The sequence below is a fragment of the Actinospica acidithermotolerans genome, from assembly GCF_018139625.1.
Lineage (GTDB): Bacteria > Actinomycetota > Actinomycetes > Streptomycetales > Catenulisporaceae > Actinospica > Actinospica acidithermotolerans.
Map to the genome: position 1 here is coordinate 17,119 of NZ_JAGSOH010000039.1, position 25,600 is coordinate 42,718.

The 25,600-nt window shown below is 72.0% G+C and carries 23 protein-coding genes; 16 read left to right on the top strand and 7 right to left on the bottom strand.

All coding sequences use genetic code 11. The annotated features are described in order from the left end of the window. The first annotated feature begins 47 nt into the window (after positions 1 to 47). Positions 48 to 662: an FMN reductase gene (locus KDK95_RS15155; protein WP_212518800.1), complete on the top strand. Its 615-nt coding sequence runs from the start codon at positions 48 to 50 to the stop codon at positions 660 to 662. Between the two features lie 144 nt (positions 663 to 806). Next, positions 807 to 2,021 carry a S53 family peptidase gene (locus KDK95_RS15160; protein WP_212518801.1) on the top strand — a complete coding sequence of 405 codons (1,215 nt, stop codon included), beginning with the start codon at positions 807 to 809 and terminating at the stop codon, positions 2,019 to 2,021. A 205-nt stretch (positions 2,022 to 2,226) separates the two neighbouring features. Here the strand turns inward: KDK95_RS15160 and KDK95_RS15165 are convergent, their stop codons facing one another. Beyond that, positions 2,227 to 2,754 carry a universal stress protein gene (locus KDK95_RS15165; protein ID WP_212518802.1) on the bottom strand — a complete coding sequence of 176 codons (528 nt, stop codon included), beginning with the start codon at positions 2,752 to 2,754 and terminating at the stop codon, positions 2,227 to 2,229. 87 nt (positions 2,755 to 2,841) lie between these two features. Between KDK95_RS15165 and KDK95_RS15170 the strand changes: the two genes are divergently transcribed. Next, a complete protein-coding gene (locus KDK95_RS15170; protein ID WP_212518803.1) occupies positions 2,842 to 3,804 on the top strand; it encodes a GlxA family transcriptional regulator in 963 nt (320 codons plus the stop codon). Here the strand turns inward: KDK95_RS15170 and KDK95_RS15175 are convergent. Next, positions 3,793 to 5,046 (bottom strand): aldehyde dehydrogenase family protein, encoded by a 1,254-nt coding sequence (locus KDK95_RS15175; protein ID WP_306466542.1) that lies wholly within the window; start codon positions 5,044 to 5,046, stop codon positions 3,793 to 3,795. The genes KDK95_RS15170 and KDK95_RS15175 overlap by 12 nt on opposite strands. A 236-nt stretch (positions 5,047 to 5,282) precedes the next feature. Between KDK95_RS15175 and KDK95_RS15180 the strand changes: the two genes are divergently transcribed. Further along, positions 5,283 to 6,212 (top strand): carbohydrate kinase family protein, encoded by a 930-nt coding sequence (locus tag KDK95_RS15180; RefSeq protein WP_212518805.1) that lies wholly within the window; start codon positions 5,283 to 5,285, stop codon positions 6,210 to 6,212. Between the two features lie 67 nt (positions 6,213 to 6,279). Here KDK95_RS15180 and KDK95_RS15185 read toward each other — a convergent pair whose 3' ends face one another. After that, a complete protein-coding gene (locus KDK95_RS15185) occupies positions 6,280 to 7,095 on the bottom strand; it encodes an SGNH/GDSL hydrolase family protein (RefSeq protein WP_212518806.1) in 816 nt (271 codons plus the stop codon). 191 nt (positions 7,096 to 7,286) lie between these two features. Between KDK95_RS15185 and KDK95_RS15190 the strand changes: the two genes are divergently transcribed. Together KDK95_RS15190 and KDK95_RS15195 are read left to right on the top strand one after the other, a co-directional pair. Beyond that, on the top strand, positions 7,287 to 7,994 hold the full coding sequence (locus tag KDK95_RS15190; RefSeq protein WP_307844365.1) for a response regulator transcription factor: 708 nt from the start codon (positions 7,287 to 7,289) through the stop codon (positions 7,992 to 7,994). A 4-nt stretch (positions 7,995 to 7,998) separates the two neighbouring features. Beyond that, positions 7,999 to 9,342, top strand: coding sequence for a sensor histidine kinase (locus KDK95_RS15195; protein WP_212518808.1), 1,344 nt, complete (start codon positions 7,999 to 8,001; stop codon positions 9,340 to 9,342). A 263-nt stretch (positions 9,343 to 9,605) separates the two neighbouring features. Here KDK95_RS15195 and KDK95_RS15200 read toward each other — a convergent pair whose 3' ends face one another. Beyond that, the gene (locus KDK95_RS15200) at positions 9,606 to 10,763 is read right to left on the bottom strand and encodes a cation:proton antiporter (RefSeq protein ID WP_212518809.1); all 1,158 of its coding nucleotides are present in this window, start codon (positions 10,761 to 10,763) and stop codon (positions 9,606 to 9,608) included. Between the two features lie 120 nt (positions 10,764 to 10,883). Between KDK95_RS15200 and KDK95_RS15205 the strand changes: the two genes are divergently transcribed. Further along, positions 10,884 to 13,286, top strand: a complete 2,403-nt coding sequence (locus tag KDK95_RS15205; RefSeq protein WP_212518810.1) for a phosphoketolase family protein — start codon at positions 10,884 to 10,886, stop codon at positions 13,284 to 13,286. Between the two features lie 144 nt (positions 13,287 to 13,430). Here the strand turns inward: KDK95_RS15205 and KDK95_RS15210 are convergent, their stop codons facing one another. Further along, on the bottom strand, positions 13,431 to 14,777 hold the full coding sequence (locus KDK95_RS15210; protein WP_212518811.1) for a cytochrome P450: 1,347 nt from the start codon (positions 14,775 to 14,777) through the stop codon (positions 13,431 to 13,433). 625 nt (positions 14,778 to 15,402) lie between these two features. On the opposite strand from KDK95_RS15210, the gene KDK95_RS15215 reads away from it, so the two are divergent. The 7 genes from KDK95_RS15215 (at position 15,403) to KDK95_RS15245 (ending at position 21,076) form a co-directional block, all read left to right on the top strand. Then, complete coding sequence (locus KDK95_RS15215; RefSeq protein WP_372463328.1) at positions 15,403 to 16,899, top strand: ATP-binding protein; 1,497 nt, start codon at positions 15,403 to 15,405, stop codon at positions 16,897 to 16,899. Positions 16,900 to 16,905: 6 nt separating this feature from the next. Then, entirely contained in the window at positions 16,906 to 17,316 is a 411-nt protein-coding gene (locus KDK95_RS15220; RefSeq protein WP_212518832.1) for a roadblock/LC7 domain-containing protein, read from the top strand. Next, the gene (locus tag KDK95_RS15225; RefSeq protein WP_212518813.1) at positions 17,313 to 17,687 is read left to right on the top strand and encodes a DUF742 domain-containing protein; all 375 of its coding nucleotides are present in this window, start codon (positions 17,313 to 17,315) and stop codon (positions 17,685 to 17,687) included. The genes KDK95_RS15220 and KDK95_RS15225 overlap by 4 nt, the downstream gene beginning before the upstream one ends. After that, positions 17,668 to 18,312: a GTP-binding protein gene (locus tag KDK95_RS15230; RefSeq protein WP_212518814.1), complete on the top strand. Its 645-nt coding sequence runs from the start codon at positions 17,668 to 17,670 to the stop codon at positions 18,310 to 18,312. Before KDK95_RS15225 ends, KDK95_RS15230 begins: the two co-directional genes overlap by 20 nt. A gap of 89 nt (positions 18,313 to 18,401) precedes the next feature. After that, positions 18,402 to 19,832, top strand: a complete 1,431-nt coding sequence (locus KDK95_RS15235; RefSeq protein WP_372463330.1) for a cytochrome P450 — start codon at positions 18,402 to 18,404, stop codon at positions 19,830 to 19,832. A gap of 168 nt (positions 19,833 to 20,000) precedes the next feature. Continuing rightward, the gene (locus tag KDK95_RS15240; protein ID WP_212518816.1) at positions 20,001 to 20,165 is read left to right on the top strand and encodes a hypothetical protein; all 165 of its coding nucleotides are present in this window, start codon (positions 20,001 to 20,003) and stop codon (positions 20,163 to 20,165) included. A gap of 215 nt (positions 20,166 to 20,380) precedes the next feature. Beyond that, positions 20,381 to 21,076, top strand: coding sequence for a lipase family protein (locus tag KDK95_RS15245; RefSeq protein ID WP_212518817.1), 696 nt, complete (start codon positions 20,381 to 20,383; stop codon positions 21,074 to 21,076). Between the two features lie 22 nt (positions 21,077 to 21,098). On the opposite strand, the gene KDK95_RS15250 is transcribed toward KDK95_RS15245, so the two are convergent. Continuing rightward, on the bottom strand, positions 21,099 to 22,151 hold the full coding sequence (locus KDK95_RS15250) for a terpene synthase family protein (RefSeq protein WP_212518818.1): 1,053 nt from the start codon (positions 22,149 to 22,151) through the stop codon (positions 21,099 to 21,101). A gap of 323 nt (positions 22,152 to 22,474) precedes the next feature. Beyond that, entirely contained in the window at positions 22,475 to 24,037 is a 1,563-nt protein-coding gene (locus KDK95_RS15255; RefSeq protein ID WP_212518819.1) for an RNA polymerase sigma factor, read from the bottom strand. Between the two features lie 205 nt (positions 24,038 to 24,242). Here KDK95_RS15255 and KDK95_RS15260 point away from each other — a divergent pair, with 205 nt between their 5' ends. Both KDK95_RS15260 and KDK95_RS15265 read left to right on the top strand, forming a co-directional pair. Further along, a complete protein-coding gene (locus KDK95_RS15260) occupies positions 24,243 to 24,650 on the top strand; it encodes an SsgA family sporulation/cell division regulator (protein ID WP_212518820.1) in 408 nt (135 codons plus the stop codon). A 94-nt stretch (positions 24,651 to 24,744) separates the two neighbouring features. Then, positions 24,745 to 25,578, top strand: coding sequence for a nitrilase-related carbon-nitrogen hydrolase (locus tag KDK95_RS15265; protein WP_212518821.1), 834 nt, complete (start codon positions 24,745 to 24,747; stop codon positions 25,576 to 25,578). Positions 25,579 to 25,600: the final 22 nt, after the last annotated feature.

Below are 25,600 nucleotides of genomic sequence, written 5' to 3' on the forward strand. Positions count from 1 at the left end.
CGCGTCGGACAGCTGAATCGGAAAGACCAGGGAAGAGGTATACGAGGATGGATGCGCTCCAGTTGATCGTCGTCTCGGCGGGCCTGCGCCAGCCTTCGAGCACGCGGCTGCTGGCCGACCGGCTGGCCGCGGCCGCCGAGCGCGACCTGCAGCTGCATGGCCGCGACGTGCGGGTCGAGGTGATCGAGCTGCGCGACCTGGCCGTGCACATCGCCAACAACCTGGTGACCGGCTTCCCGAACGCGGAGCTCGGCGACGCCCTGCGCGACGTCGAGCACGCGGACGGCCTGATCGTCGTCTCGCCGATCTTCTCGGCGTCCTACAGCGGCCTGTTCAAGTCCTTCTTCGACCTGATCGACCCGATGGCGCTGAGCGGCACCCCGGTGCTGATCGCGGCGACCGGCGGCAGCGCGCGGCACTCGCTCGCCCTGGAGCACGCGCTGCGCCCGCTGTTCTCCTACCTGCACGCCACCGTCGTGCCGACCGCCGTGTACGCGGCGACGGAGGACTGGGGCGGCGAGGCGGCCGAGTTCGTCGGGCGCATCGACCGCGCGGCGGGGGAGCTGGCGGCGCTGCTGACGCTCCGTGAGCCGAAGCCGCGCGATTCGGACATCGAGGACGAAGACGAGGTCATCCCGTTCGAGCAGCTCCTCGCGGGTTGATCTCAGCGTCTCGAATGGCGGACACTGGTACGTCTGAGTGATCTTACCGACGCGTAGCGAATACCCTCAACGCTGAACGTGGATGGGGTAGCCCTTGCTTCGGCTTTACTCGGGCATGGGCCGGCGTTCGCCATTCTTCGTTTTATGCCACGCCTCATACCCAAGCTCGCTCTTGCGGTCACCGCCGCTGCGGGTCTGTGCGCTACCCCCGCACTCACCGCCGTGGCCAGTGCCGCTACACCCACCGCCGCCACTACCGCCGCCACCACCACAGCCATCCAGGCCTCGTCCGCCGCCGGCTGGGCGCACAGTGACGCGATCCGCAACGACGCCAGGTCGCACAAGGCCGGCGCCGTCGCGAACGCCACGCCCTCGGGCTACGGACCCTCCGCCATCACCTCGGCGTACAAGCTGCCGTCCAGCTCGGCCGGCAGCGGCGAGACCGTCGCCATCGTGGACGCCTACAAGGACCCGAACGCCGCGGCCGACCTCGCCGTCTACCGCAGCGAATACGGGCTCTCCGCCTGCACCGTCGCCAGCGGCTGCCTGAAGATCGTCAGCCAGACCGGCTCCACCACGAGCCTGCCGAAGACCAACGCCGGCTGGGCCACCGAGGAGTCGCTCGACCTGGACATGGTCAGCGCGACCTGCCCGAACTGCAAGATCATCCTGGTCGAGGCCACCAGCGCCTCCAACGCCAACCTGGGCAAGGCGGTCAACGAGGCCGTCAAGCTCGGCGCCGACGCGATCTCCAACAGCTACGGCGGTAGCGAGTCCTCCTCGGACACCACCTACGACACCACGTACTACGACCACCCCGGCGTCGCCATCACCGCGTCCTCCGGTGACGGCGGCTACGGAGTCGAGTACCCGGCCGCGAGCCCGTACGTCACCGCGGTCGGCGGCACCTCGCTGAGCACGTCCTCGAACACGCGCGGCTGGACCGAGACCGCCTGGTCCGGTGCGGGCGCGGGCTGCTCGTCCTACGAGGCCAAGCCCAGCGAGCAGTCGAGCGCCGGAACCGGCTGCTCCAAGCGCGCCGTCGCGGACGTCTCCGCGGTGGCCGACCCGAACACCGGCGTCGCGGTCTACGACTCGACCGCGTACCAGGGCTACGTCGGCTGGCAGGTGTACGGCGGCACGAGCGTCGCGTCCCCGATCATCGCGAGTGTCTACGCGCTGGCGGGCAACACCTCGTCGGTGAACGACGCCTCCCGCGCCTATGCCGACTCCTCGTCGCTGTACGACGTGACCTCCGGGAGCGACGGCAGCTGCTCGCCGAGCCAGCTGTGCACCGCGCGCACCGGCTGGGACGGTCCGACCGGCCTCGGTACGCCGGACGGGGTCGGCGCCTTCTAGGCAAAGGAAAAGCCACTTCCGAGGGGAGTGCACGTAGTCCGGTCGGTCTACCCACCCGACCGGGCTACGGCATTCCCGCCTCTTTCCGGGCTATCGCCGCTGCCTGACGCCGCGTCAGTTCTCGCGAGTCCGGCGCAGCCGCGTCGCATTTGCCGCCGCGTCCAAGCTGCGCGCCGCACAAGCTGCCGCGCCCCGCAGAACCCGCTCAGCGCAGGAAGTCTTCCGGCGTGACCCGGCGCAGCTCGCGCCGCATCGCACGCGGTACGGATACCGGGGCCACCAGCAGCACCGGCGCCTGAGCGGTCCTGACGACCTCCCGGCGGATCCGGCCGCGCAGCTGCGCGACGAGCGAGCGCCGCGGGCCGGCGCCGAGCACCAGCAGATCGTTCGCGCGGTCGGCCAGCGCGTTCAGCGCGAAGGCGGCCGGTGCGCGCACGACGAGGACCTCGACGTGCAGATCCGCGGGGATGGCGCCGAGCGACTCGGCGATCGCGGCGGACAGCTTCTCGCGCGCCTCCCGCTCCCAGGTGGGCAGCATTCCGGGCACCGGCGCTCTGCGGTAGACCGCCTCGCCGCCCGGCGGCTCCCACGCGTACACGATGACGAGGGGGCTGCCGTTGCGCCGCGCCTCGAAGACGGCGCGGCGCAACGCGGCACCGCTGCTCACCGAACCGGTCACGCCGACCACCACGCGGGCGGTCCTGACCTCGGGGAATAGCTCTGTCTCGTTCATAAGTCCCAGTATTCGAGCCATGAGTGTCCGTCAACAGTGGCACCATTGCCCTTGTGCCACAATATCCTGCCAGATAGCGTTAAGAGCATGCTGAAGACGGTCTCGGCTCTGGTGATGAACGGCTCCGCCGCGTTCGAGCTCGGCGTGGTGTGCGAGGTGTTCGGCGTCGACCGCACCGAGGACGGCGTGCCGCCGTTCGACTTCCGGGTGTGCGGCGAGCACCCGGGAAGGCCACTCGATTCCACCGGCTTCCGGCTCGTTCCGTCCCACGGCCTCGACGCGCTCGAGGACGCCGACCTGGTTGTCGTGCCCGCCGTCGCCGGGGCGCCGGCCGGCTTCCCGCCCGCGATCCTCGACGCGCTGCGCGCCGCGGCGGCCCGCGGGACGACGCTGCTCACGGTGTGCTCGGGCGCTTTCCTGCTGGCGGAGGCCGGAATCCTCGACGGCCGCCGCTGCACGCTGCACTGGAAGCACGTGGACGAATTCGCCCGGCGCTACCCGGAGACGAAGGTCGATCCGGATGTCCTGTTCGTCGACGAGGGCAGCGTGATCACCAGCGCGGGCACCGCCTCCGGGATCGACGCCTGCCTGCACCTCGTACGCCGCGAGCTCGGATCGGCCGTGGCCAACGCGATCGCGCGCCGGATGATCGTGCCGCCGCAGCGCGACGGCGGCCAGCGGCAGTTCATCGACCTGCCGGTTCCCGAGACGGAGTGCGACAGCCTCCAGCCGGTGCTCGACTGGATGATCGAGAACCTCACCACCGAGTTCAGCACCGCCCGGCTCGCCCGCCGCGCGCGGATGTCGGAGCGCACCTTCGCGCGCCGCTTCGTCGCCGAGACCGGTACCACGCCGCTGCGCTGGATCACCCAGCAGCGCGTGCTGCACGCGCGGCGCCTGCTGGAGGAGACCGGGCTCGGCATGGAGGAGATCGCGCACGCCTGCGGCCTCGGCTCCGGCGCCCTGCTGCGCCATCACTTCCGCCGCGTCGTCGGCGTCACCCCGGTCGACTACCGCCGCTCGTTCAGCCTGGCCGGCTCAGAGCTCTGACAGATACTCCGTCGGCACGGTCACGTACTGGCGCAGCGAGAGGTCGCGGAAGGTGACCGGTCCGCGCGGGCCGGGGACGCGGTCGATGTTGATGCCGGTCTCGGGCAGCCGGAGCAGCTTGAAGCCGTCGAGCAGCCGGGTCGGGCAGTTCCAGAAGCCGCCGGAACCGCCGTAGGCGTCGAGGAACCGGCGCGCGATCGCGGCGTCCTCGGTGGCGACCGCGGCGGCGAGGCCGGAGGTCTCCGTGTCGGCGATCCTGGCCGCCTCCTCGGGTCCGTCGACGGCGTCGACGGTGACGGTCGCGGCGCGCTCGGCGTCGAGCGCCCACTCGAAGCCGCGCGGGTGCTCGTGCGGGGGGAGCGAGGCGTCGATCCCGAGGCGCCCGAGCAGCCCGAGGATGCCCGGCAGCAGCTCGTCGTGCAGCGAGCGGTCGAGAAGCAGAAGATTGAGACGGTTGCAGACGCCGAGCCGGTCCAGGCTCTCCTCGACCATCCGGTGCGCGAGCTCCGGGGTCGCGCCCGGCGCGATGTAGAGCACGCCGCCGCCGTCCGCGTGGGCCAGCGTGCGCACGCCGTGCTGCGCGGCCTCGCGCGCCAGGTCGCGGGTGCTCTCGCCGCTGCCGCGCAGGATGACCAGGGGGATCAGGTCGGGCACCGCGACCAGCGCGTACGCCGCCGAACGGTCCTCGGCCGGGATGAGCTGGACCGCGTCCGGGTCCAGGCCGGCCTCGGCCAGCGCGGGGGCCACGGCCTCGTCCATCAGCGCCTGGCTGGAGCGCAGCGCCGCCGAGCCGGTACGCAGCACGCCGCCGTTGCGCGACTTGAGCAGCTGCGAGGCGACGTCCACGGTCACGTTCGGCCGCGCCTCGAAGTTCGCGCCGATCACGCCGACCGGCCGGCGCCGCTCCAGCAGCGTCAGCCCGTCCGGCCGCCGCTCGACGATCCGGTCGCGCGGCTCGTCCGGCACCTCGGCCAGCGCCGTGAGCTGCTCGGACATCGCGTCCAGCCGTGCTCCGGTCAGCCGGAGCCGGTCCTGCAGCGCTTCGGACATCCCGCTCGCCCGCGCGGCGGCGAGGTCGGCCTCATTCGCCGCGATCAGCGCCGGGACTGCGGAACGCACCCGCCCGGCCATGCCGCGCAGGGCCGCGTCGATCGCCGAACCGGGTGCGTTCACCAGGGACGCGGCGCCCTTCGCGGCGCGCTCGGCGCAGGCGCGGACCGTGGCGGCCACGGGCGAGGACATGGCGGGCGAGGACGAGGCGGAGTGGGCGGTGCCGGTCGTCACGGTCGAGGCCTTCCCGGAGCGGAGGATTGTTGAACGATAGTCAGCGTACTCCAGCGGCGCCGACCCCGTCCTGGTGCACCAGGGACTCAATCCGTGCCCTGCCGCACGAGCTGCGGGTACCTCTGCCCGATCGGGCGCCCGCCGCGGCAACCCCTCTACAATCGGTGCGTGCCGACAACCGAATCCGATCTCCGATGAGCGTGCTGGTGGTCGGCGAGGTGCTCGTCGATCTGATCTGGAGAACCGACGAGACCGACCGGATCACGCCGTACCCCGGCGGCAGTCCGGCGAACGTCGCGCTGGGCCTGCAGCGGCTCGGAGTGCCCGCCACGCTCTGCACCTGCTGGGGCGACGATCCGGCGGGACGGCTGGTCGGGGCGCATCTGGAGCGCGCCGGGCTGAACGTGCAGCGGCTGCGCAGCCTCTCGAACCGCACGACGATCGCGCTGGCCTACGTCGATCCGGTCACCCGCGGCGCGACCTACGAGTTCCTGCCCGCCTGGGATCCCGGGCCGATCGACATCGCCGCGGACGTCGCGCTGCTGCACACCGGCTCGCTCGCCGGGATCATCGGGCCGGGCGCCGACCGCGTGCAAGAGGCCTGCCGGCACGTGCGCGGCAAGGCGGGCGGGACCGTCGCCATCGACCTCAACGTGCGCCCGGCCGCGCTGCCGCGGCGCGACGCGTACCGCGCGGCCGCCGACCAGCTCGTCCGCTACGCGCACGTGGTCAAGGCGAGCGACGAAGACCTCGAATGGCTGTATCCGGGCGCTGATCCGGTCGACTCGGCCCGCGCGCTGCTGACCCTCGGCCCGCGGCTCGCCGTCGTCACCCACGGCCCGCGCGGCGCCACGGCCGTCACCCCGGAGCACCGCGTCGAGGCGCCGTCGCCCGTCGTCGAGGTCGTGGACACCATCGGCGCCGGCGACGCGTTCCAGGCCGCGCTGCTCGACGCGCTGCTCGGCTACGGCGGCGAATCCGACGGCAGGGTCCGCATCCCGCAGGAGCCGGACGAACTGCGCAGACTGCTCGAACACTGCACGATCGCGGGCGCCCTGGCCTGCACCCGCGGCGGCGCCGAGCCGCCGACCCGCACGGAGCTCGACCAGCTCGCGAAGAAGTGAAACGGGCCCTCGGAACGACCGCCCCGCCGTTCCGAGGGCCCCTGCGCGGCGGCCCGGGCGACTGCGGCTACTCGGCCACGCCCGCCTCGAACGCCGGGTAGTAGGCGTCGGCCTGCCCGGTCGCGGTCGGGTGGTACGACTCCGAGGTGTCGGTGAGCACGAACGAGTGCAGCCACGCGCTGCTGTCGCAGATCTCGTGGCCGCTGAAGTAGGAGCGGATGTCGACGTAGCTGAAGTCGCTGTACTTCGCGGCCTCGGTGGAGATCACGCTGTCCAGCGTGTCCGCGCCGCCGTTGATCGCCGACCGGCTGTCGTAGCTCAGGCCCGCGCAGGTGCCCGACTCGGCGAGGTCGTAGAACTCCGGGTAGCCGATGACGACGACGTGCGCGTTCGGTGCGTCCGCCTTGATGTCGCTGTAAAGCGTGTCGAGCTTGGCCGGCAGGTCGTTCTCGGCCTCGGTCTCGGCGCTGGAGACGGCGGACTCGCAGGCGCTGGTGCCCTCGAGGATGCAGTCCTCCATAACCGTGCTGAAACCGACGTCGTTGCCGCCGACGGTGATCGACACGAGCGTCGTCGAGGAGCTCAGGCCGGACAGCTGGCTGGACTCCACGGTCGAGGTGGTGGCGCCCGAACAGGCGTTGTCGGTGAACGAGGTCGGGGCGTTGGCCGAGTCCCACAGATACGGGTAGGCGTTGGTGCTCCGGTCGCAGCTGCCGCTGGAGCTGGTGTAGCTGCCGGCGCCGACCCCGGACGAGTAGGAGTCGCCGAGCGCGACGTAGGAGGCGCTGGAGGCGTGCGCGGCGCCGCCGCCCCCGATGGCGATCGCGGCGGCGGTGCCGGTGGTGGCGACGACGGACAGGCTCCGTCGGAAGAACGTGGGCATCACGGTGGGTTCCTCCCTGGTGGATACTTCTTACTCAGAAGTAACCAGGGTTCTGACCAGTCACAAGACGAATGCGCAAGCTTTACCGGAACGAACAGCGAAGACCCCGTGCGCCGGTCGCGGCCCGGTTCCGGCCGGAGGTGCGACACCGGCTGGTACTGAATCCGCAGCGGCTGGGTTACCTTAAGGCGGTGACGCAGACAGCCGCCCCCGTACAGCCTCCGGTGCGCGTGCTCGTCGTGGAGGATGACGAGGGGATCGCCCATCCGCTGCGCCGCGGCCTGACCCGCTGCGGATACCTGGTCGAGACGGTCGCGACCGGCCGTGCCGCGCTCAGTGCGCGGCCCGCCGACGTCGTGCTGCTCGACCTCGGGCTGCCGGACATGGACGGCCTCGAGGTGTGCCGCCGGCTGCGCGAGCACTCCGACGCCGCCGTGATCGTGGTCACCGCGCGGGACGGCGAGGTCGACCGGGTCGTGGCCCTCGACGACGGCGCCGACGACTACCTCGTCAAGCCCTTCGGCCTCGAGGAGCTCAAGGCGCGGATCCGCGCCGTGCTGCGCCGGGTCCGGCCGACGGGGCCGCGCTACGTCGTCGGGGTGCTCTCCGTCGATCCCCGCGCCCGGCAGATCTGGGTGCGCGGCGGCGAGATATCGCTGACGCCGAAGGAGTTCGACATCCTCGAGTGCCTGATCGCCGAGCCCGGCCGGGCGATCTCCCGGCACTCGCTGATCACCCGCGTCTGGGACGAGAACTGGTACGGCCCGACGCGCGTGCTCGACGTGCACATCGCCGCGCTGCGCCGCAAGCTCGCGATCGACGGCCTGATCGAGACCCTGTACGGCCACGGCTTCCGGCTGGTCCCGTCCGCCGCGGTCGCCGCAGCCTCCGGAGACTGAGTACGTGTCACGGCGGATCGCGCTGGTCACGGTCGGTTTGGTCGCCGCACTGCTGCTGCTCGCGGTGGTGCCGCTGGGCTTCTCGCTGACCTCCAACGAGCGCGCCGACTTCCAGTACCAGGTGCTCTCCTCGGCCGACCAGCTCTCGGCGCGCGCGGAGGAGTACCTCGCGGACCACGACCCGCGCACCGCCATGGACAGCGCGCTGTCCGAGGCCGCCGGGCGCGGCGACTGCGCGGCCGTGTACGGCAAGGCGCTCGAGCTCGTCGCCAAGACTCCGTGCGCCACCGCGACCGACGCGTCGTGGGCCGCAATCGCCGCGAGGGTGCGCTCCGGCTCCGGCGAGATCAGCACCCGCGACGGCGACTGGCTGCTGGCCGCGGTGCCGGTCGGCGACGACGGCAACGCCTCGGGCGTGGCCGTGCTCGCGCGCACCGCCGACCCGATGACCGACCGGATCGTCGAGGTCTGGGCCTGGCTCGCGCTGACCGGCATCATCGTGCTCGCGGCCGGCGTGCTGTTCGCGCTGTGGCTCGGCCGGTGGGTCGCGCGTCCGCTCACCGTTCTCGGCGCGAGCGCGGCCCGATTCGGCGGCGGCGCGTTGGAAACCCGGGCGCCCACGACGACCGCGGGGCCGAACGAGGTACGCGAGCTCTCGACGGCGTTCAACCGTATGGCTGAGCGCATCCAGTCGCTCGTCGGCAGCCACCGCGAGTGGGTCGCGGACGTGTCGCATCAGCTGCGCACGCCGCTGACCGCGCTGCGCCTGCGCGTGGACGTGCTCACCGAGGAATCGGAGGGCGAGACCGCCGAGGAACTGGCCGGCCTGCAACTCGAACTCGCGCGCCTCGGCAGCCTGGTGGACGGGCTGCTGACGGTCGCCCGGGCGGAGGCCTCGGTGCCGCGGCCGGAGACCGTGCGCGCGGACGAGATCGCCGTCGACCGCGTCGCGGCCTGGGAGCCGGTCGCCAGGGAGCGCGGCGTCCGGCTGGACGCCTCCTGCAAGCGCGCGGCCGAGGTGCTGCTCGGCCCCGGCGACCTCGAGCAGATGCTCGACAACCTGATCGCCAACGCCCTCGACTCAGTGCCCGAAGGCGGCGCGATCGAGGTCGGCGCGACCGTCACCGACGAGCGGGTCGAGGTGCGCGTGGCCGACGACGGACCCGGCATGCCGGCGCAGGCGAGGGAGAACGCCTTCCGCCGCTTCGGCCAGTCCAGCACCGGCGGCAACGGCCTCGGGCTCGCGATCGTGCACCGGCTCGCGGCGGCGAACGGCGCCGAGGTGGCGCTGGAGGAGACGCCCGGCGGGGGGCTGACGGCGGTGCTGCGCCTCCCCACGCCCCGTTGAGCTGACGGCCCGTCGCGCGGCCGCCGACCGAAAGAGCCGCCGTCACGGCCGTCGCCACGGCTATCGCGCGGCCGCGCCGATGTCCGCCGACCGCCGTCACGTCCGCGCCGACCGACGACCGCCGTCACGGCCGTCGCCATGGCCATCGCGCGGCCGCGCCGATTTCCGCCGACCGCTGTCACGTCCGCGGCGACCGCCGACCGCCGACCGCCGCCATGGCCATCGCAGCTCCGCGCCGACGGACGACCGTCGTCACGCGGGGGTCAGCCCGGTGCCGGGGCAGTCGTCGCGGCCGTCTCCGTGGCCTGCGCGGCCGCGTGCCCCGCGAGCGCCGCGGCGGCGATGGTGATGAGCGCGCCGAGCATCAGCGCCGCGGCCTCGCCGGGTTGCAGCACGTGCACCTGCGTTCCCAGCGTCGCCGCCGCCACCGGCACCCCGAGCTGGCTCGCCGCGAGCACGCCGAGCGCGATCGGCTGGCCGCTGAACCGCATCAGCGCGTGCGCGGCCGCCGCCGCCAGTCCCAGCGCCACGCCCAGCAGGATGAACCCGGGCCGGTGCCCGAGCTGGCGCAGATTCAGCTCGGCGCCGAGCCAGACGAAGAACAGCGGACTGAAGAAGCCGTCCGTGATCGCGAACAACTGCCGCGCCAGCCGACGCGGCTCGCCCACCGCCGCGACCGCGAGGCCGAGCGAGAAGCCGGCGAGCATGACGGACACGTGCGTCTGCACGGCCAGCGCCGCGAGCCCGAACAGCGCGGCGAGGCTGAAGCGAAGTTCGAGGGCGAACTTCCGCTGCTCGGAGAGCCGATGCATGCGGTGCCGCAGCCCCGAGCGCTCGACCTCCCGGAACAGGACGAACAGCACCGCCGCGCAGCCGATCACCGCGAGCGCGCCGAGCGTGGCCCGGCCCGCGTGCGCCGGATCGACGGCCAGGGGGACGGCCACGATGCACAGCGTGTCCGCGATCGCCACCTGCGGCACCAGTTCGAGCAGCGCCGGGCCCTCCAGCCCGAGCGAGTCGATCATCGGCAGCACCAGCGCCGCGGACGACGAGGCGATCAGCACCGCGTACATCGCCGTATGGCCGGTGTGGAACGCCCGGGCCAGCGCGAACGCCGGCAGCACCGCGATGGCGCCGACCGCGACCGCCCGCACCGCGCCCCTGCGCAGCCCCTTGACCAGCCGCGGATCGCGGATCGGCACGTGCGAGCCCGCCACGAACATCACCAGCGCGAAGCCGATCTCCGCCAGGAACGCGAAGGTCTTGTCGTCCGGGTGCAGGAAGTCGGCCAGCGTCGGCCCGAGCAGCACGCCCGCGGCCAGTTCGCCGACGACCACCGGCACCCGCCAGCTCGGCGGGTACGCCAGCAGCGGACCCAGCAGCCCGATCAGCACGACGACGGCGAGCGTTCCGAAGCTCATGCGCTGATTCTCCCTCACATGTCGCACGCGTCCGGCCCGGCCACCCGAAAGGCCGAGCGGCCCGCCCGACTAGGCCTATGGTCCCTGTCGCGCGCGGCCCTCCGGCCGGAGGATGGATCCATGACGACGACGCAGACGACGACAGCACCGACTCCGCTCGACCGCCGCGAACTCGACCTCATCGACGCGTACTGGCGCGCGGCGAACTACGTGTCGGTGGGCCAGATCTACCTCCTCGACAACCCGCTGCTGCGCGAGCCGCTGCAGGCCGCGCACGTCAAGCCGCGGCTGCTCGGCCACTGGGGGACCACGCCGGGACTGAATCTGATCTACGCGCACCTGAACCGGCAGATCAAGGCCCGCGACCTGGACGCGATCTACGTCGCCGGCCCCGGGCACGGCGGTCCGGCGCTGGTCGCCAACACGTACCTGGAAGGAACCTACAGCGAGTTCTATCCTGGCATCGGCCGGGACGAGGCGGGACTGCGCCGGCTCTTTCGCCAGTTCTCCTTCCCCGGCGGCATCCCCAGCCACGTCGCCCCCGAGACGCCCGGCTCGATCCACGAGGGCGGCGAGCTCGGCTACGCCCTCTCGCACGCCTACGGCGCCGCCTTCGACAACCCCGGCCTCGTCGTCGCGTGCGTGATCGGAGACGGCGAGGCCGAGACCGGCCCGCTGGCCGCCTCCTGGCACTCCGACAAGTTCCTCGACCCGGCGCGCGACGGCGCCGTCCTGCCGATCCTGCAGCTGAACGGCTTCAAGATCGCCAATCCGACGGTGCTGGCCCGGATCCCGCGCGAGGAGCTCGACGCCCTGCTCACCGGGTACGGCTACCGGCCGATCACCGTCGAGGTGCAGGACCCTGAGGACCACGATGCCGCGCACCAGGCGATGGCCGCCGCGCTCGACGACGCGTTCCAGGACATCGCCGCCATCCAGCGGCTCGCCCGGGAGAACACCGGAGTCGTCGAGCGGCCGCGCTGGCCGATGATCGTCTTCCGCTCGCCGAAGGGCTGGACCGGCCCGAAGGAGGTGGACGGCAAGCGCACCGAGGGCAGTTGGCGCTCCCACCAGGTGCCGCTCTCCGGCCTGCACGACAACCCCGCGCACCTCGCCCAGCTGGAGCAGTGGCTCGCCTCGTACCGGCCGAACGAGCTGTTCGACGAGCAGGGCGCGCTGATCCCGGAACTGGCGGCGCTGGCCCCTTCGGGCGAGCGGCGGATGGGTGCCAACCCGCACGCCAACGGCGGCCTGCTGCTGCGCGACCTGGAGCTGCCGGACTTCCGCGACTACGCCGTGGACATCAAGGAGCACGGCGTGACCAGCGCCGAGGCGACCCGCGTGCTCGGCGGCTTCCTGCGCGACGTGATGCGCGCGAACGAGCAGCACGCGAACTTCCGCCTCGTCGGCCCGGACGAGACCGCCTCCAACCGGCTCGGCGCCGTGCTCGAGGTCACCGGCCGCACCTGGCTCGCCGACGCCGAGCCCGACGACGACGCGGACCTCGCCCCCGACGGCCGGGTGATGGAGATCCTCTCCGAGCACACCTGCCAGGGCTGGCTGGAGGGCTACCTGCTCACCGGCCGGCACGGCTTCTTCTCCTGCTACGAGGCGTTCATCCACATCGTCGACTCGATGTTCAACCAGCACGCCAAGTGGCTCAGGACGACCGAGCGCATCCCCTGGCGCCGCCCGATCGCCTCGCTCAACTACCTGCTCACCTCGCACGTGTGGCGGCAGGACCACAACGGCTTCTCGCACCAGGACCCCGGCTTCATCGACCACGTCGTCAACAAGAAGGCCGACGTCATCCGGGTCTACCTGCCGCCGGACGCCAACACCCTGCTGTCGGTCGCGGACCACTGCCTGCGCAGCAAGCACTACGTCAACGTCATCGTCGCGGGCAAGCAGCCGGCGCTCAGCTGGCTGTCCATGGAGGAGGCCGTCGCGCACTGCACGCGCGGCATCGGCATCTGGGAGTGGGCCTCGAACGACGAGGGCGCCGAGCCCGACCTCGTCATGGCCTGCGCGGGCGACGTCCCGACGCTGGAGACCCTCGCCGCGACCGCGATCCTGCGGCAGGAGTTCCCCGAGCTGAAGATCCGCGTCGTCAACGTCGTCGACCTGATGCGCCTGCAGCCCGAATCCGAGCACCCGCACGGCCTGAACGACCGCGAGTTCGACGCGCTGTTCACCGCCGACCGCCCGGTCATCTTCGCCTACCACGGCTACCCGTGGCTGATCCACCGGCTGACCTACCGCCGCACCAACCACGACAACATCCACGTGCGCGGCTACAAGGAGGAGGGCACCACGACCACGCCCTTCGACATGGTCATGATGAACGACCTGGACCGCTTCCACCTCGTCATCGACGCGATCGACCGCGTCCCGGAGCTGCACGAGCGCGGCGCGCACCTGCGCCAGCGGATGCTCGACGCCCGCCTGGCCGCCCGCTCCTACACGCGCGAGCACGGCGACGACATGCCGGAGATCCGCGACTGGGTCTGGCCGCTCGGCTAATTGCACGGTCCCGTAACGCAGACACGAGCCCCGCGACGCGCCTCGGCGTCGCAGGGCTCGTGCTTTTTCTGCTGGAGCTTTTCCGGCCGCTGCTTATCCGGCTACTGCTTTTCCCGCCACGTCAGGCGTTTTTCCCTGACGACGTCAGCGTTCTCGGGCGACGACGCGGAGCTTGAGGCCCGCGGGAGTGTTCACCACGTTCCGGTTGACGCGCAGCCGGTTGCCGGGCACCGCCACGAGACGCCACTTCGCGGTGATGGCCGCGAGGATGAGCGCGGTCTCGACCATCGCGAACTGGTCGCCGATGCATTTGCGCGCCCCCGTGCCGAACGGTATGTAGCCCTCGCGCGGCATGCCCGCCGCGCGATCGGGCCGCCAGCGGTCCGGATCGAAGCTGCGCGGGAACTCATGCGCGTGCGGGTCCCGATTGACGATGTAGGGGCTGTAGAGCACGTCGGTTCCGGCCGGTATGACGTGGCCCCCGAGCTCGGTCTCCGCGGTCGTGACCCTCGTGAACAGCCACGAGGGGCTGTGGAACCGCAGCACCTCGGCCAGCAGCCGGTTCGTCGCCTCGAGCCGCGCCACGTCGTCGTGGTTGGCCGGGCGTCCGCCCAGCACTCCGTCCACCTCGGCGTGCAGTTCCGCCTCGAGCTCGGGGCGTCTGCTGATCTCGTAGAGGGCCCAGGAGACCGTCTGCGCGGTCGTCTCGGTGCCCGCGATCATCATGAGCGCCAACTGGTCCACGATCTCGGAGTCCGAGAACCGGTCCCCGCTGCCGTCCTGCGCCTTCGCCAGCAGCGCGGAGAGCAGGTCGCCGTGTTCGAGTGCTCCCTCGCCCTCGGCGCGCCGCTCGGTGATCAGCCGCAGCATCGTCGCCCGAAGCCGTGCCACGGCCCTGCGATAGCGGCGGTAGCCAGGCACGAGGCGGGCGAGCGGCGCCGGCAGGGCCGTGTCGATCAGCACACCGCGGGTGAGCTCCACGGCGTCGGCCACGATCTCCTCCAGCGTCTGCTCGGAGACCGAGCTGGAGAACATCGTCGAGGTCAGCACCCGGCCGGCGATCGTCATCAGGCCGGTGGCGACGTCCAGCTCCTGGCCGTCCTGCCAGGCCGCCACCGTCGCCGCGATCTGCTCGGTCATGATCTCGCCGTAGCCGGGCATCCGGCCGCGGGTGAACGAGGGCTGCATCAGCTTCCTGAGACGGCGGTGCCGTGCGTGCGGCACGAAGCCCACCGCGGTCGGCATCAGCTTCTCGGCCGCCTCGAACAGCGGCCCGCCCTTGTCGAAGACGTCGTCTTCGACCAGCACCCGGTGGGTCAGCTGCGGGTCGCAGACCACGATCATCTCCTTCGGCCCGAGCCGGAGCCGCAGCAGGCCGCCCTCGCCGGCCAGGGTGTCGAGGTAGCGCAGGGGATCGCGGGCGAGCCGGGGCAGGTGGCCCAGCAGCGGGACGGCCCCCGGGGCCACGGGGATCGAGGCGCACTCGGACATGTCAGACCTTTTCCTGGATCACGTGAGTACCTGTGGGTTCGTGGTGACAGGACCGCCATCGCGGCTCTACCCGCGGGTACGCACCCTTATTCACAGTGATCACACGTATCACGTCCGATCCCACCGGCGCCGGACACTGCGCCGGAGCTACACCCGCCCCACGGATCCCGTCGCCGACCTGCTGAAACGCTTCAACGAACGGTATGGATTGCGCAAAAAACCCGAGGCCGCAGTGGGAGATGTCACACGATGGATCCGCCGGTCCGCCGCGGGTTGCCGCCAGCGTGCGCCCGGCGCGCGCGGGGCGCGGACGCTTTTCCGCGTCGAGCGAGGTCTGATATAACGTCAGACCTGTCCGGAGAGACATCTGAACCGCTGTATCCGAACACTGAGCAAGGTGGCCGCGTGCCTGGAAAGATCACCTCGACCGAGGCCGCGATCGCCTCCCGTGATCTCCGGGCCGCCGGCAGCCGCCCCCGCCGCCACGAGCGGCGACCGGACCCGCGAAGTCCGATGCCTTGCGACGTCGGCGTCCTCAGCGCTCTCCGCGGGCCGCGCCCGTGACTCCCCTCCCCGTCCCCGTCGGTCACCGACACACGCCCACGACCAGACCAAGGTTCTGCGAATGATACGCAAGCGACCGTCACCTCGTGGCTCGCAAGGCGGCTCCTCCGTCGCCTACAGTGCCCTTATACCCGCGTGCCTGACCGCGCTCTGTACGGTGGCCGCGATCCTCCTCGTCACCCCGCACGCGCGCCGCGCCGTCGCCGTGTGCGGGCTCGTCGCCGTCATCGCGGTCGGGCTCGCCTGCGCCGAGATCGGCCGCCGCGGGCGCGCGATCGCCCAGCTGCGCCGCCGCCAGGCCGCCACCGAGCAGGAGCTCGTGCGCCGGCTCGAGATGCAGGAGGCCGAGACCGACCGCCTCGCCGTCGAGGTGCTGCCCGCCGCGATCAGCCGGCTGCACCACGGCGACTCCGTCGAGGAAGCCCTGTCCGGCGCCGGCCAGTCGGCCGCCCTCGGGGCCGCCTTCGTCAAGGCGCACGAGGACGTCGTGCGCACCGTCCTCGACGCGGTCAAGGCCGAGGAGGACCTGCGCGACTCCGCGCAGCGCGCGTTCGTCAACGTCGCCCGCCGCGTCCAGGCCATCGTGCACCAGCAGTTCCAGGACCTGCGCGAGATGGAGGAGCGGCACGGCGGCAGCCCCGACGTGTTCGACGACCTGCTCCGCCTCGACCACGGCACCGCGCTGATCGGCCGCCTCGCCGACTCCCTCGCCGTCCTCGGCGGATCGCGCCCCGGCCGCCAGTGGCAGGCACCCGTGCCGCTGTTCAACGTGCTGCGCGGCGCGATGTCCCGGATCACCGACTACCAGCGCGTCGAACTGCACTCGGTGGTCGAGGTCGCCATCGCGGGCCCGACCGTCGAGCCGCTCATCCACGCGCTCGCCGAACTGCTCGACAACGCCACCCGCTACTCGCCGCCGCAGACCCGCGTGCACATGACCGCCGTCGAGGTGCAGTCCGGCATCGCGGTCGAGATCGAGGACGGCGGCGTCGGCCTCGGCGACGAGGCCCGCGTCCGCGCCGAGCGGGTGCTCACCCAGGTCGTCACCGGCCTCGACCTCGCCGACCTCGGCGAGAACCCGCGCCTCGGCCTGTCCGTGGTCGGCCGGCTCGCGCAGACCCACCGCTTCCAGGTCTCGCTGCGCCCCTCCGCCTACGGCGGCGTGCGCGCCGTGCTGATCATCCCGCGCGATCTGGCGACCGTCGTGCCGCTGTCCGCGGCCACCCCCGGCGCCGCGGTCACCGTGAACCCGAACCGCCCGGTGCCCGCCATCGCCCTGCAGCCGGAGGAGCCGCGGAACATCGAGATGAACGAGAACGGGCTGCCGCAGCGGCGGCGCGGCGTCACCCCGCCGGTCGGCGGCAGCAGGGCCCAGCAGAGCCTGACCGCGCCGCGCACGGCCCAGGCGGAGCAGCCCGAGCCCGCGGCGAACGGAACCGCGCCCGCCGCGCCGCCGCCCGGCCTATGGCTGGCCGCGTTCCAGAACGCGGTCTCCGGCGAGGGCCAGCGCGCCGAGCAAGCCAAGACTGACGATGCGTCGAGCAAGGAAGGCGAGTAGTCGATGATGGACCACCTGCAGCCCAGCATGGACTGGATGCTCAAGGACCTTGCGGAGAGCGTGCCGGGCACCCGGCACGTCATCGTCCTGACCTCGGACGGCCTGCGCATGGCCCAGCACAACACCGATGTGGACACCGCTGACCGACTCGCCGCGGCGTGCGCCGGCCTGCAGAGCCTGTCCGCCGCCGTCGCCGCCGAGTTCCCGCGCGGGGACAAGCAGATGCGCCTCGTGGTGATCGAGGTCGGCGGCGGATTCTTCTACCTGATGGCGGCCGGCGCGCGGGCGTACCTCGCGGTGCTCGCCGACGAGGGCGTGGACGCGGGCCTGATGGGACAGCAGATGCGCAACCTCGTCGCGCGCATCGGCGAGCATCTCACCAGCCCGCCCCGGATGGAGGAGAGGACGGCCGGGTGACCCCGTCCCCGATCAACGACGCGTCCAACTCCTGGGAGCAGGGCGGCCCGGAGCGGCTGTACGTGATCACCGGAGGGCGCGGCGCCTCGGGCCGCCGCGCCGACCTCGACCTGGTCACCCTGGTGGTGGCGCGGGCCGCGGCCAGGCCGGAGATGCAGCCGGAGCACGCGTCCATTCTGCGCATGTGCCACTACCCGCTGTCCATGGCGGAGATCTCGGCGTACCTCAAGCTGCCGTTCAGCGTGGTCGCCATCCTGGTCTCCGACCTGCTGGCGGAATCCACCGTCGAGGTGCGCGCCACCGTGCGCACCGCCGGCATTCCCGATCCCGAACTGCTCAAGGCGGTGATGTATGGACTCCAGAAGCTCTGAGCTGGCCGTCGGGCCGACGCGCGAGGACGCGCTGCCCGCCTCGGCCGCCACCGCGGTCAAGATCGTCGTGGTCGGCGGGTTCGGCGTCGGCAAGACGACCCTGGTCGGCTCCGTCAGCGAGATCAGACCGCTGACGACCGAGGAGACGATGACCGAGGTCAGCGTCGGCGTGGACGACGTCCGCGGGGTCGAGCAGAAGAACGCGACCACCGTGGCCATGGACTTCGGCCGCATCAGCATCAACGAGGAGCTGGTGCTCTACCTGTTCGGCACGCCCGGGCAGCAGCGCTTCTGGTTCCTGTGGACCGGCCTGTTCGAGGGCGCCCTCGGCGCCGTCGTGCTGGTCGACACCCGGCGCCTCGAGGCCAGCTTCGACGTCATCGGACGGCTCGAGGACGGCGGTGTGCCGTTCATCGTCGCGGTCAACGCCTTCCCGGACGCCCCGGCGCACCCGCTCGACCAGGTGCGCGCCGCGCTGGACCTCTCGCCCACCGTGCCGATCGTCGAATGCGACGCGCGCAGCCGGGCCTCGAGCAGGGACACCCTGCTGGCCCTGATGCGCTACCTGTACTCGCTCTCCATCCAATCCGCGGCCCCGATGGCCGCCTCAGCCGCCACGGAGTGACCGTGTCCATCATCGACGAATCAGGCGCCGGAACAGGCGCCGCCGCCGTACCACCGCCGGGCTGCCCCGCCCACGCGGGCGGCACCGGGATGACTGCCCTCTACGGACCGCTGGCGCAGAGCGACCCGCACGGCGTGTACGAGAAGCTGCGCGCCGAGCACGGCACCGTGGCCCCGGTCGAGCTCGAGGGCGGCGTTCCCGCGTGGCTGGTCCTCGGCTACCGCGAGAACACCGAGGCCGCGCGCAACCCGGCCCGCTTCACCCGCGACTCGCGGATCTGGCGCGACTTCAACGAGGGCCGCGTCCCGCAGGACTCCCCGCTGGTGCCGGTCCTCGGCTGGCGCCCCGACGTCGTCTCCGTGGACGGCGAGGAGCACCAGCGGCTGCGCGCCGCCGTCAACGACACCCTCGCCAAGTTCGACCGGCACGGCATCCGCCGGCACGTCCAGCGCTACGCCGGCCAGCTGATCGACGGCTTCGTGGAGGCCGGCCGCGCCGACCTGGTCGCCCAGTTCTCCGAGCACCTGCCGATGCTGGTGTTCGCGCGGCTCATCGGCCTGACCGAGGAGCAGGGCCCGAAGCTGATCGAGGCGAGCGCCGGCATCGTCAAGGGCGGCGAGAAGGCGATGGAGTACAACAACTTCATCATCGAGACCCTGCAGACCCTCACCCGCGAGCGCCGCCGGACCCCCGCGCACGACCTGGCGACCTGGATGGTGCAGCACCCCTCCGGCCTCTCCGACGAGGAGGCGGCCAACCACCTGCGCATGGTGCTGGTGGCGGGCAACGAGACCACCACGAACCTGATCTCCTCGACCCTGCGCATGGTGCTCACCGACCCCCGGTTCCGCGCCTCGCTGACCGGCGGCCTGATGACGCTGCCGGACGCCGTCGAGCAGATGCTGTGGGACGAGCCCCCGCTGATGGTCTGCCCCGCCCGCTTCGCCACGCACGACATGCAGTTCGGCGGCCAGGACATCAAGCAGGGCGACCTGCTCGTCCTCGGCTTCGCCGCCGGCAACACGGACCCCGAGATCCGCCCGGACCTCAGTGCCCCCATGCACGGCAACCGCTCCCACCTGGCCTTCAGCCGCGGCCCGCACGAGTGCCCGGGCCAGGACATCGGCCGCGCCATCACGGACACCGGCGTCGACGTCCTGCTCTCCCGCCTGCCCGACCTGCAGTTGGCGGTCCCGGAGGAGCAGCTCAGCTGGACCGCGGCGACGTGGTCTCGCCACCTCGACGCCCTTCCCGTCCAGTTCACCCCCCAGCGCCGCTCCGAGCCCGACCAGGAGGCCGCGGCCACCCGCCTGGTGTCGCAGCAGCCTGTCTCGAACGTCGCCCCGGCGCAGGGCCGGGTCCCGGCCGAGTCCGCGACCCCCGCCGCCCCGGCGCCCGCCCTGAGCGCCGCCGCCGACGCGATGGCCGCCATCGCCCAGGCCGACGCGGCCGCCGAGGCCGAAGCCCGCTCCCGCCGCGGCTTCTGGTCCTCCCTCGCCGGCATCTTCCGCAGGAAGTGAGCAGGTAGCCGCGGGAGCAAGGAAGCAGGGGCCTGAGCAGTGATCTCAGGCCCCTGCTGCGTGCCGTAAGCGGACGCCCGCCAACCGGCGAATCGCCGCCCCGCGCCGGTGCTGTGAAAGCTCCCCGGCCCCATCGCTCGGCGACCGATTCGTCGCTATCATTAAGACGTGGACAAGAACGTGGTCATCGCGATCTACATCCTCGCGATGGTTGCCGTCATCGTGGCCGTGGACGTTCTGATCTTCAGGGATCACTTCTGGCCGCGACTCGCTGTCAACGTCGGGATCGTTTTGGTCTTCGGCGCCTTCTACTTCAGGTTCCTGAAGCACTGACGGCCGACTGCGACTAGGTAGCGAGCCGGCCGCGGACGGCGTGCGCGTGACGCCCGACCGGCGCGCGGTCATCGAAGCGGCGCGCGAACCGGCCTCGCGCTACCGGCAATTGCAGACGGACCTTGCAAGCGTCCTCGATCCGATCACCGACCGCTCCCTGCGCGCCCGGTCGCACCCTTCCGGGATCTGGCGACGAGCACTGCCATGATGAGGGCATGAAGCCCGCTTTCGTCCTCGTGCACAGCCTGCTGCTCGGGCCGTCGACGTGGCTGCCGGTGGCCGATCGGCTGACCGGCGCCGGGTACCAGGCATGCGTTCCGTCGCTGCTCAAGGTGGGGGAGGGGGCGCCGCCGTACTGGCCGCGGGCCGTGGACGCCGTGCGCGCCGAGGTGGGGCTGCTGCCGGCCGCCGTGCCGATCGTGCTCGTCGCGCACAGCAACGCCGGCCTGCTGCTGCCGGCGATCCGCGCCGGGCTGACGCATCGTGTGGTCGGCTCGGTGTTCGTGGACGCGGCGCTGCCGGCCCGCCGCGGATCCACCCGGGCCGCGTCGGCGGAGATGCTGGAGTTCCTGCGCCCGAAATCCGCCGACGGCCTGCTGCCGCGTTGGACGGACTGGTGGGACGAGGCGGACGTGGCACCGCTGTTCCCGAACGAGGAGATCCGGCGAACGGTGGTCGCCGAGCAGCCGCGCCTGCCGCTGGCGTACTACGAGCAGGAGGTTCCGGTACCGAGCGGCTGGAACGACCACCCGTGCTCGTATCTGCTGTTCAGCCCGTCGTACGAGGAACTGGCCGCGGAGGCGCACGACCGCGGCTGGCAGGTGGCGCACATGCCCGGCGCCCACCTTCATCAGATCGTCGATCCCGAGGGCACCGCGCGGCACCTCGTGGAACTCGCCGCCGGATCGTGAGCACGACCCGACGGCGATCTGATCATGCTACGGTCGCGGTGCTCGGGACGTGCCCAGGGACGTAGGGGACGGACTCGGCGGCGGGGGGCCGGTCGGCGCGCACCGGCTCGGCGGGCGCGGCCGGGGCGGCCGGGCGCGACCACCACCAGGCGATTCCGGCGGGCGGCACGAAGCCGGTGGGCAGCTCGCGCCGCGCCTCCTCGGTGACGGTGATGGTGGACCGGTCGCCGCGGCGGTAGCGGCCGGTGTGCATGCTCCAGTCCAGGTTGCCGCGGATCCACGCCGACAGGCCGCCGATGTAGCGCTGCGTGCCGTGGCTGACGTGCGGCCGGACCTGCTCGGACAGCCGCAGGTAGAGCGAGAGCACGGCGTCGCGGAAGTCGAGGGCCTCGGGCAGGGCCTCGCGCGGGGCGCGCCCGCGCTCGTTCGCGATCACGTCGACCAGGTTGATCTTGTCTCCGCTGCGCGAGTGCTCCTTGTAGTACGACGCGATGTCGTTGTCCAGGCCGACCAGGCAGCAGGTCATCTCGGTCAGGGCACGGATGTCGGGGCTCTCTATCTCGTTCGCGGGCACGTCGTAGCCCTCGGAGATCGGCAGCGTCATCGCGCAGACCTCCATGCTGCCGTTGCGGATCCGGGCCACCGCGTACTCGTCGATGCTCGGCACGCTGCCGCGCCTGCGGTGCGAGGCCTCCCACACCTGGTAGCCGAGGTATGCCTTCATGGAGTGCACCCAGCGGGCGGTGGCCGCCGGGCCGACCGCCATCGCGTCGAGGCGCTGTCTCAGGTCGGCCAGTCCGCGCGCGCACGGGCTGTCCGAGGTCGTGTGGCCGGTCTCCACGATCCGGTGCATCTTGTGCACCAGCAGGGCCATCTCGGCCGGGTCGTGGCTGTAGCGGCCCTCGTCGCAGTAGGCGTCGTCGAAGGCGAACAGCCAGATCAGGCTGTACGCGGAGAACAGCGCCCCGGCTTCGTAGGAGCAGTCGGGCAGGGTGCGGCCGGCGAGCTCGCCGGCCGTGATGCTGTAGAGCCGTCCGGCCTCGCGCTGCTCGCCGTCGAGTGCGAAGCGTTCCATCCAGTCGACGGTGTCGCGTTCCCAACTCCGCCATGCGGGGTGAATCGCGGGCGTCATCGGGCACCACAGAACGACTTGGTCCGGGATGTCCATCTGGCCCCTTCCGGGTTGAGTCGGCCTTCCGAGTAAGTGGGCGTATACTCCGGGTGAGTGGAGTGCGTCCACTGATGATCACTGGTCAGATTACTGAGTTCGTGACCTTCGTAAAGCCCCTGCTCCGGGGCGCACGGGAGCGTACGGAGTAAAGATCTCGTATGCAGACGGGCGCCTGTCACCCGGTGCGACCGACTGAGCGTTCTGAGTAGTCTGTTACCGCAGGGTTTTCAGTTGTCGCCGGTGATCGTAGCGAAACAGAGCCCGACGATGCCGAACGTGCACGTCGGATCGGCCGACGGGGTGCCGGAGACGGTCTCGCTCGGGCTCGGTGTCGGGATCGCGGCCGGAGACGAGGACTCGGACGGGCTCGCCGTCGGCGTGTCCGAGGCGACCGGGCCTGCGGAGGCCGACGCCGATGTCGACGGCACCGGGGGAGTGGTCGCACTCGTCGCGGGCGCGGAGGCCGGCGCAGCCGCCGCGGCGGAGGACGAGCTCGCGGCGGTGGTCGCAGAGGCCTGCGGTTGTGAGCCCTGCGCAAGGGCGCCCGACGGGGCCTGAGTCGCCGCCGCTGAGGTGGCGGCCGTCGTCCCGGCGGAGGTCGCGGGCGCTGCGGCCCGCGTCGAAGCGGGCGGCTGCGTGGCGGCGGCCGTGGCGGCGGCGCTCGCCGAGGCCGGCGCGCCCAGGGTCGCGGAGGCGGACGCCGCCGCGGACGTGGTCGCGGGCCCGGACGTCGGCTGGATCGCGGTCGCGTGCGGCTGCAGCGCGGATTGCGCGGCGGCGGTCGGATTGTCCGATGTGGCGAGTGCCAGCGTCGCCACCGTGGCCGCGATGCCGACCGCCGCCACCGCACCGGCGACGACGGTCTTCGCCGGCGACATTCCACGCCTGACGATGCGCGCCTTGACGTCGATGCGCGCCTTGGCGCCGCCGCGCGTCTTGAGACCGATGCGGGCCTTGGCGCCGACGCGCGCGTGCCGGCCGGCCCGGCTGCCCGCGCGCGCGGCGGTACCCGCCGCGACGTCGGCGCCCGCGACGGCCGGCCCGAACCACGCGCCGCCGGCAAGGACGCCCGCCAGCAGCGCCGGGCCGAGCAGCGCGGGAAGCTGCGTGTTGGCCGCGGTCAGCGCGAGCATCCGGGACCGGCAGTCGTCGCACCCGTCGCAGTGCTCGGTCACGTTCCTGGTCCGCCTGGCCGACGCAGTGCCGCGCACGACCGTGGCCATGTGCTTCCAGTACGGCGCGCACTCCCCGCTCAGCGGCGCGCCCGGCTGGGCGAGCAGGAACGCCTGCCGGAGCCGCTCGCGCGCCCGGGTCAGCACGACGGCCGTGGTGCCCGCGTTCGCGCCGATCTTCGCGCCGACCTCCTCCATCGGAAGGTCCTCGACCTCGGCGTACCAGAGCGCCTTGGCCCAGCGGTCCGGCAGCTCCTTCAGCAGCCGGGAGATCAGGTCCACGTGCGAGGCGCGGTGCTCCGGGTCCGCGGTCGCCGCGCCCCCGCGCGCCGGGTCCCGCGGCATCTCGGCGACGTCCCGGGCGATCTCGCGCTGCCCCCGGGCGAGTCCCGCCGCGAGATTGCGCACCGTCGTGGTGAGATAGGCGGCGACGTTGTCGATCCGGTGGCCCGCCTGGATCCGGCGCCACACCCGGAAGTGCGCCTCGGCGGCCAGGTCCTCGGCCGTCGCCGCGCTGCCGGTCAGCGACCTGGCATAGGCGACCAGCTGCGCGTTGTGCTCCTTGTAGAGGACGGAGTAGCGGGCCGCGTACTCGTCTCGGGTGCGCGTGCTCGGCATGTCACATCCCCCTCAGCAGTGGGTGACCAGGGTATCGGACCACCTTAAGCGGACAAATTAACCTCCCGCATATGAGCTACATCACATAAATCCGGGGAAAACAGATGTAATGCGGCGCCCCCCGGCTGGGTCGAGGGCACGGCGGTACCGACCGGTGCCGGCGTGAACGCGGCCCCGCCGCCGGGCTTGGGGAGAGGAACCCGAGATGTCGACGATGACCGAATGCCTCACCGCCCACCTGATCATCGACCAGGAGGCCGGGGTGGACTTCACCATCACCGCGAGCTACGACGTGACCGATCCGTACGCGGTCCGGCTGGACTTCCCGGTCCTCGGCCCGGACGGACACCTGCTGAACTGGGTGTTCGGCCGCGCGCTGCTGGACGAGGGGCTCTCCGGCCCGGCCGGCGAGGGCGACGTGCACGTCTGGCCCTGCGGACCGGACCTGGTGATGCTGGAGCTGTGCTCGGAGACCGGCTCGGCGCTGATGGCGCTGCCCGCCCGGCAGGTGCGCGCCTTCCTGTTCCTGAGCTACGCCGAGGTCCCGCCGGGCTACGAGGGCGACTACATCGAGATCGACCGGCTGCTGCACGATCTCACGGACCGCGCGTGAGCAGAATCCCCTCGCCGGAGGCGGGCCCCGCGATCCGGAAGTGACCCGCAGCCGCTACGCTGGCGTCCCGCGACCCAGCTCAGGAGGCCACCGGGTGACCCGCATCGTCTGCCGCCAGCTCGCCCCGACCCTCGGCGATCTTCCGGGCAACCACCGGCAGATCCTGCGGGTGATCGAGGAGGAGACGTCCGCCGGCACGGACGTCCTCGTGCTGCCCGAGCTGGTCACGAGCGGCTACGTCTTCGAGACCGTCGACGAGGTGGACGCCTGCGCGATCACACCGCACGATCCGCTGGTGTCCGAATGGGCCGCCGCGATCAGGGGCGGTTCCGTCGTGATCCTCGGGTTCGCCGAACGCGGCGAGGACGGCCTGTTCTACAACGGCGCCATGCTGCTCGACGCGGGCGGCGTCCTCGCGACGTACCGCAAGGCGCACCTGTGGGACGACGAGAAGCGGTTCTTCACCCCGGGCTCGCAGCCGCCGCCGGTCGTCGAGACCCGCTTCGGCCGGATCGGCTTCATGGTCTGCTACGACTTCGAGTTCCCCGAGTTCCCCCGCCGCTGCGCGCTCGAAGGCGCCGAGCTGATCGCCGTGCCGACGAACTGGCCGCTGGTGCGCCGCCCGGAGGGCGAGCGGCCGCCCGAGTGGCATCTCGCGCAGGCCGCGGCGCGGGTCAACCGGGTCGTCATCGCGTGCTGCGACCGGACCGGGACCGAGCGCGGCCAGCAGTGGACCGAGGGCACGGCGATCTTCGATCAGTACGGCTGGCTCGCGTCGGCCGCGTCGTCGTCGGCGGGCGCCCTTGCCGACGCCGAGGGCGCTGAGCACCGCGCCGAATACGAGGCGGACCTCGCCGCGACCCGGGACAAGAGCTTCAACCCGAACAACGACCTGTTCGGCGACCGGCGCCCGGAGCTCTACCTGTGACCGACCCGGGCCTCCTGCCGGC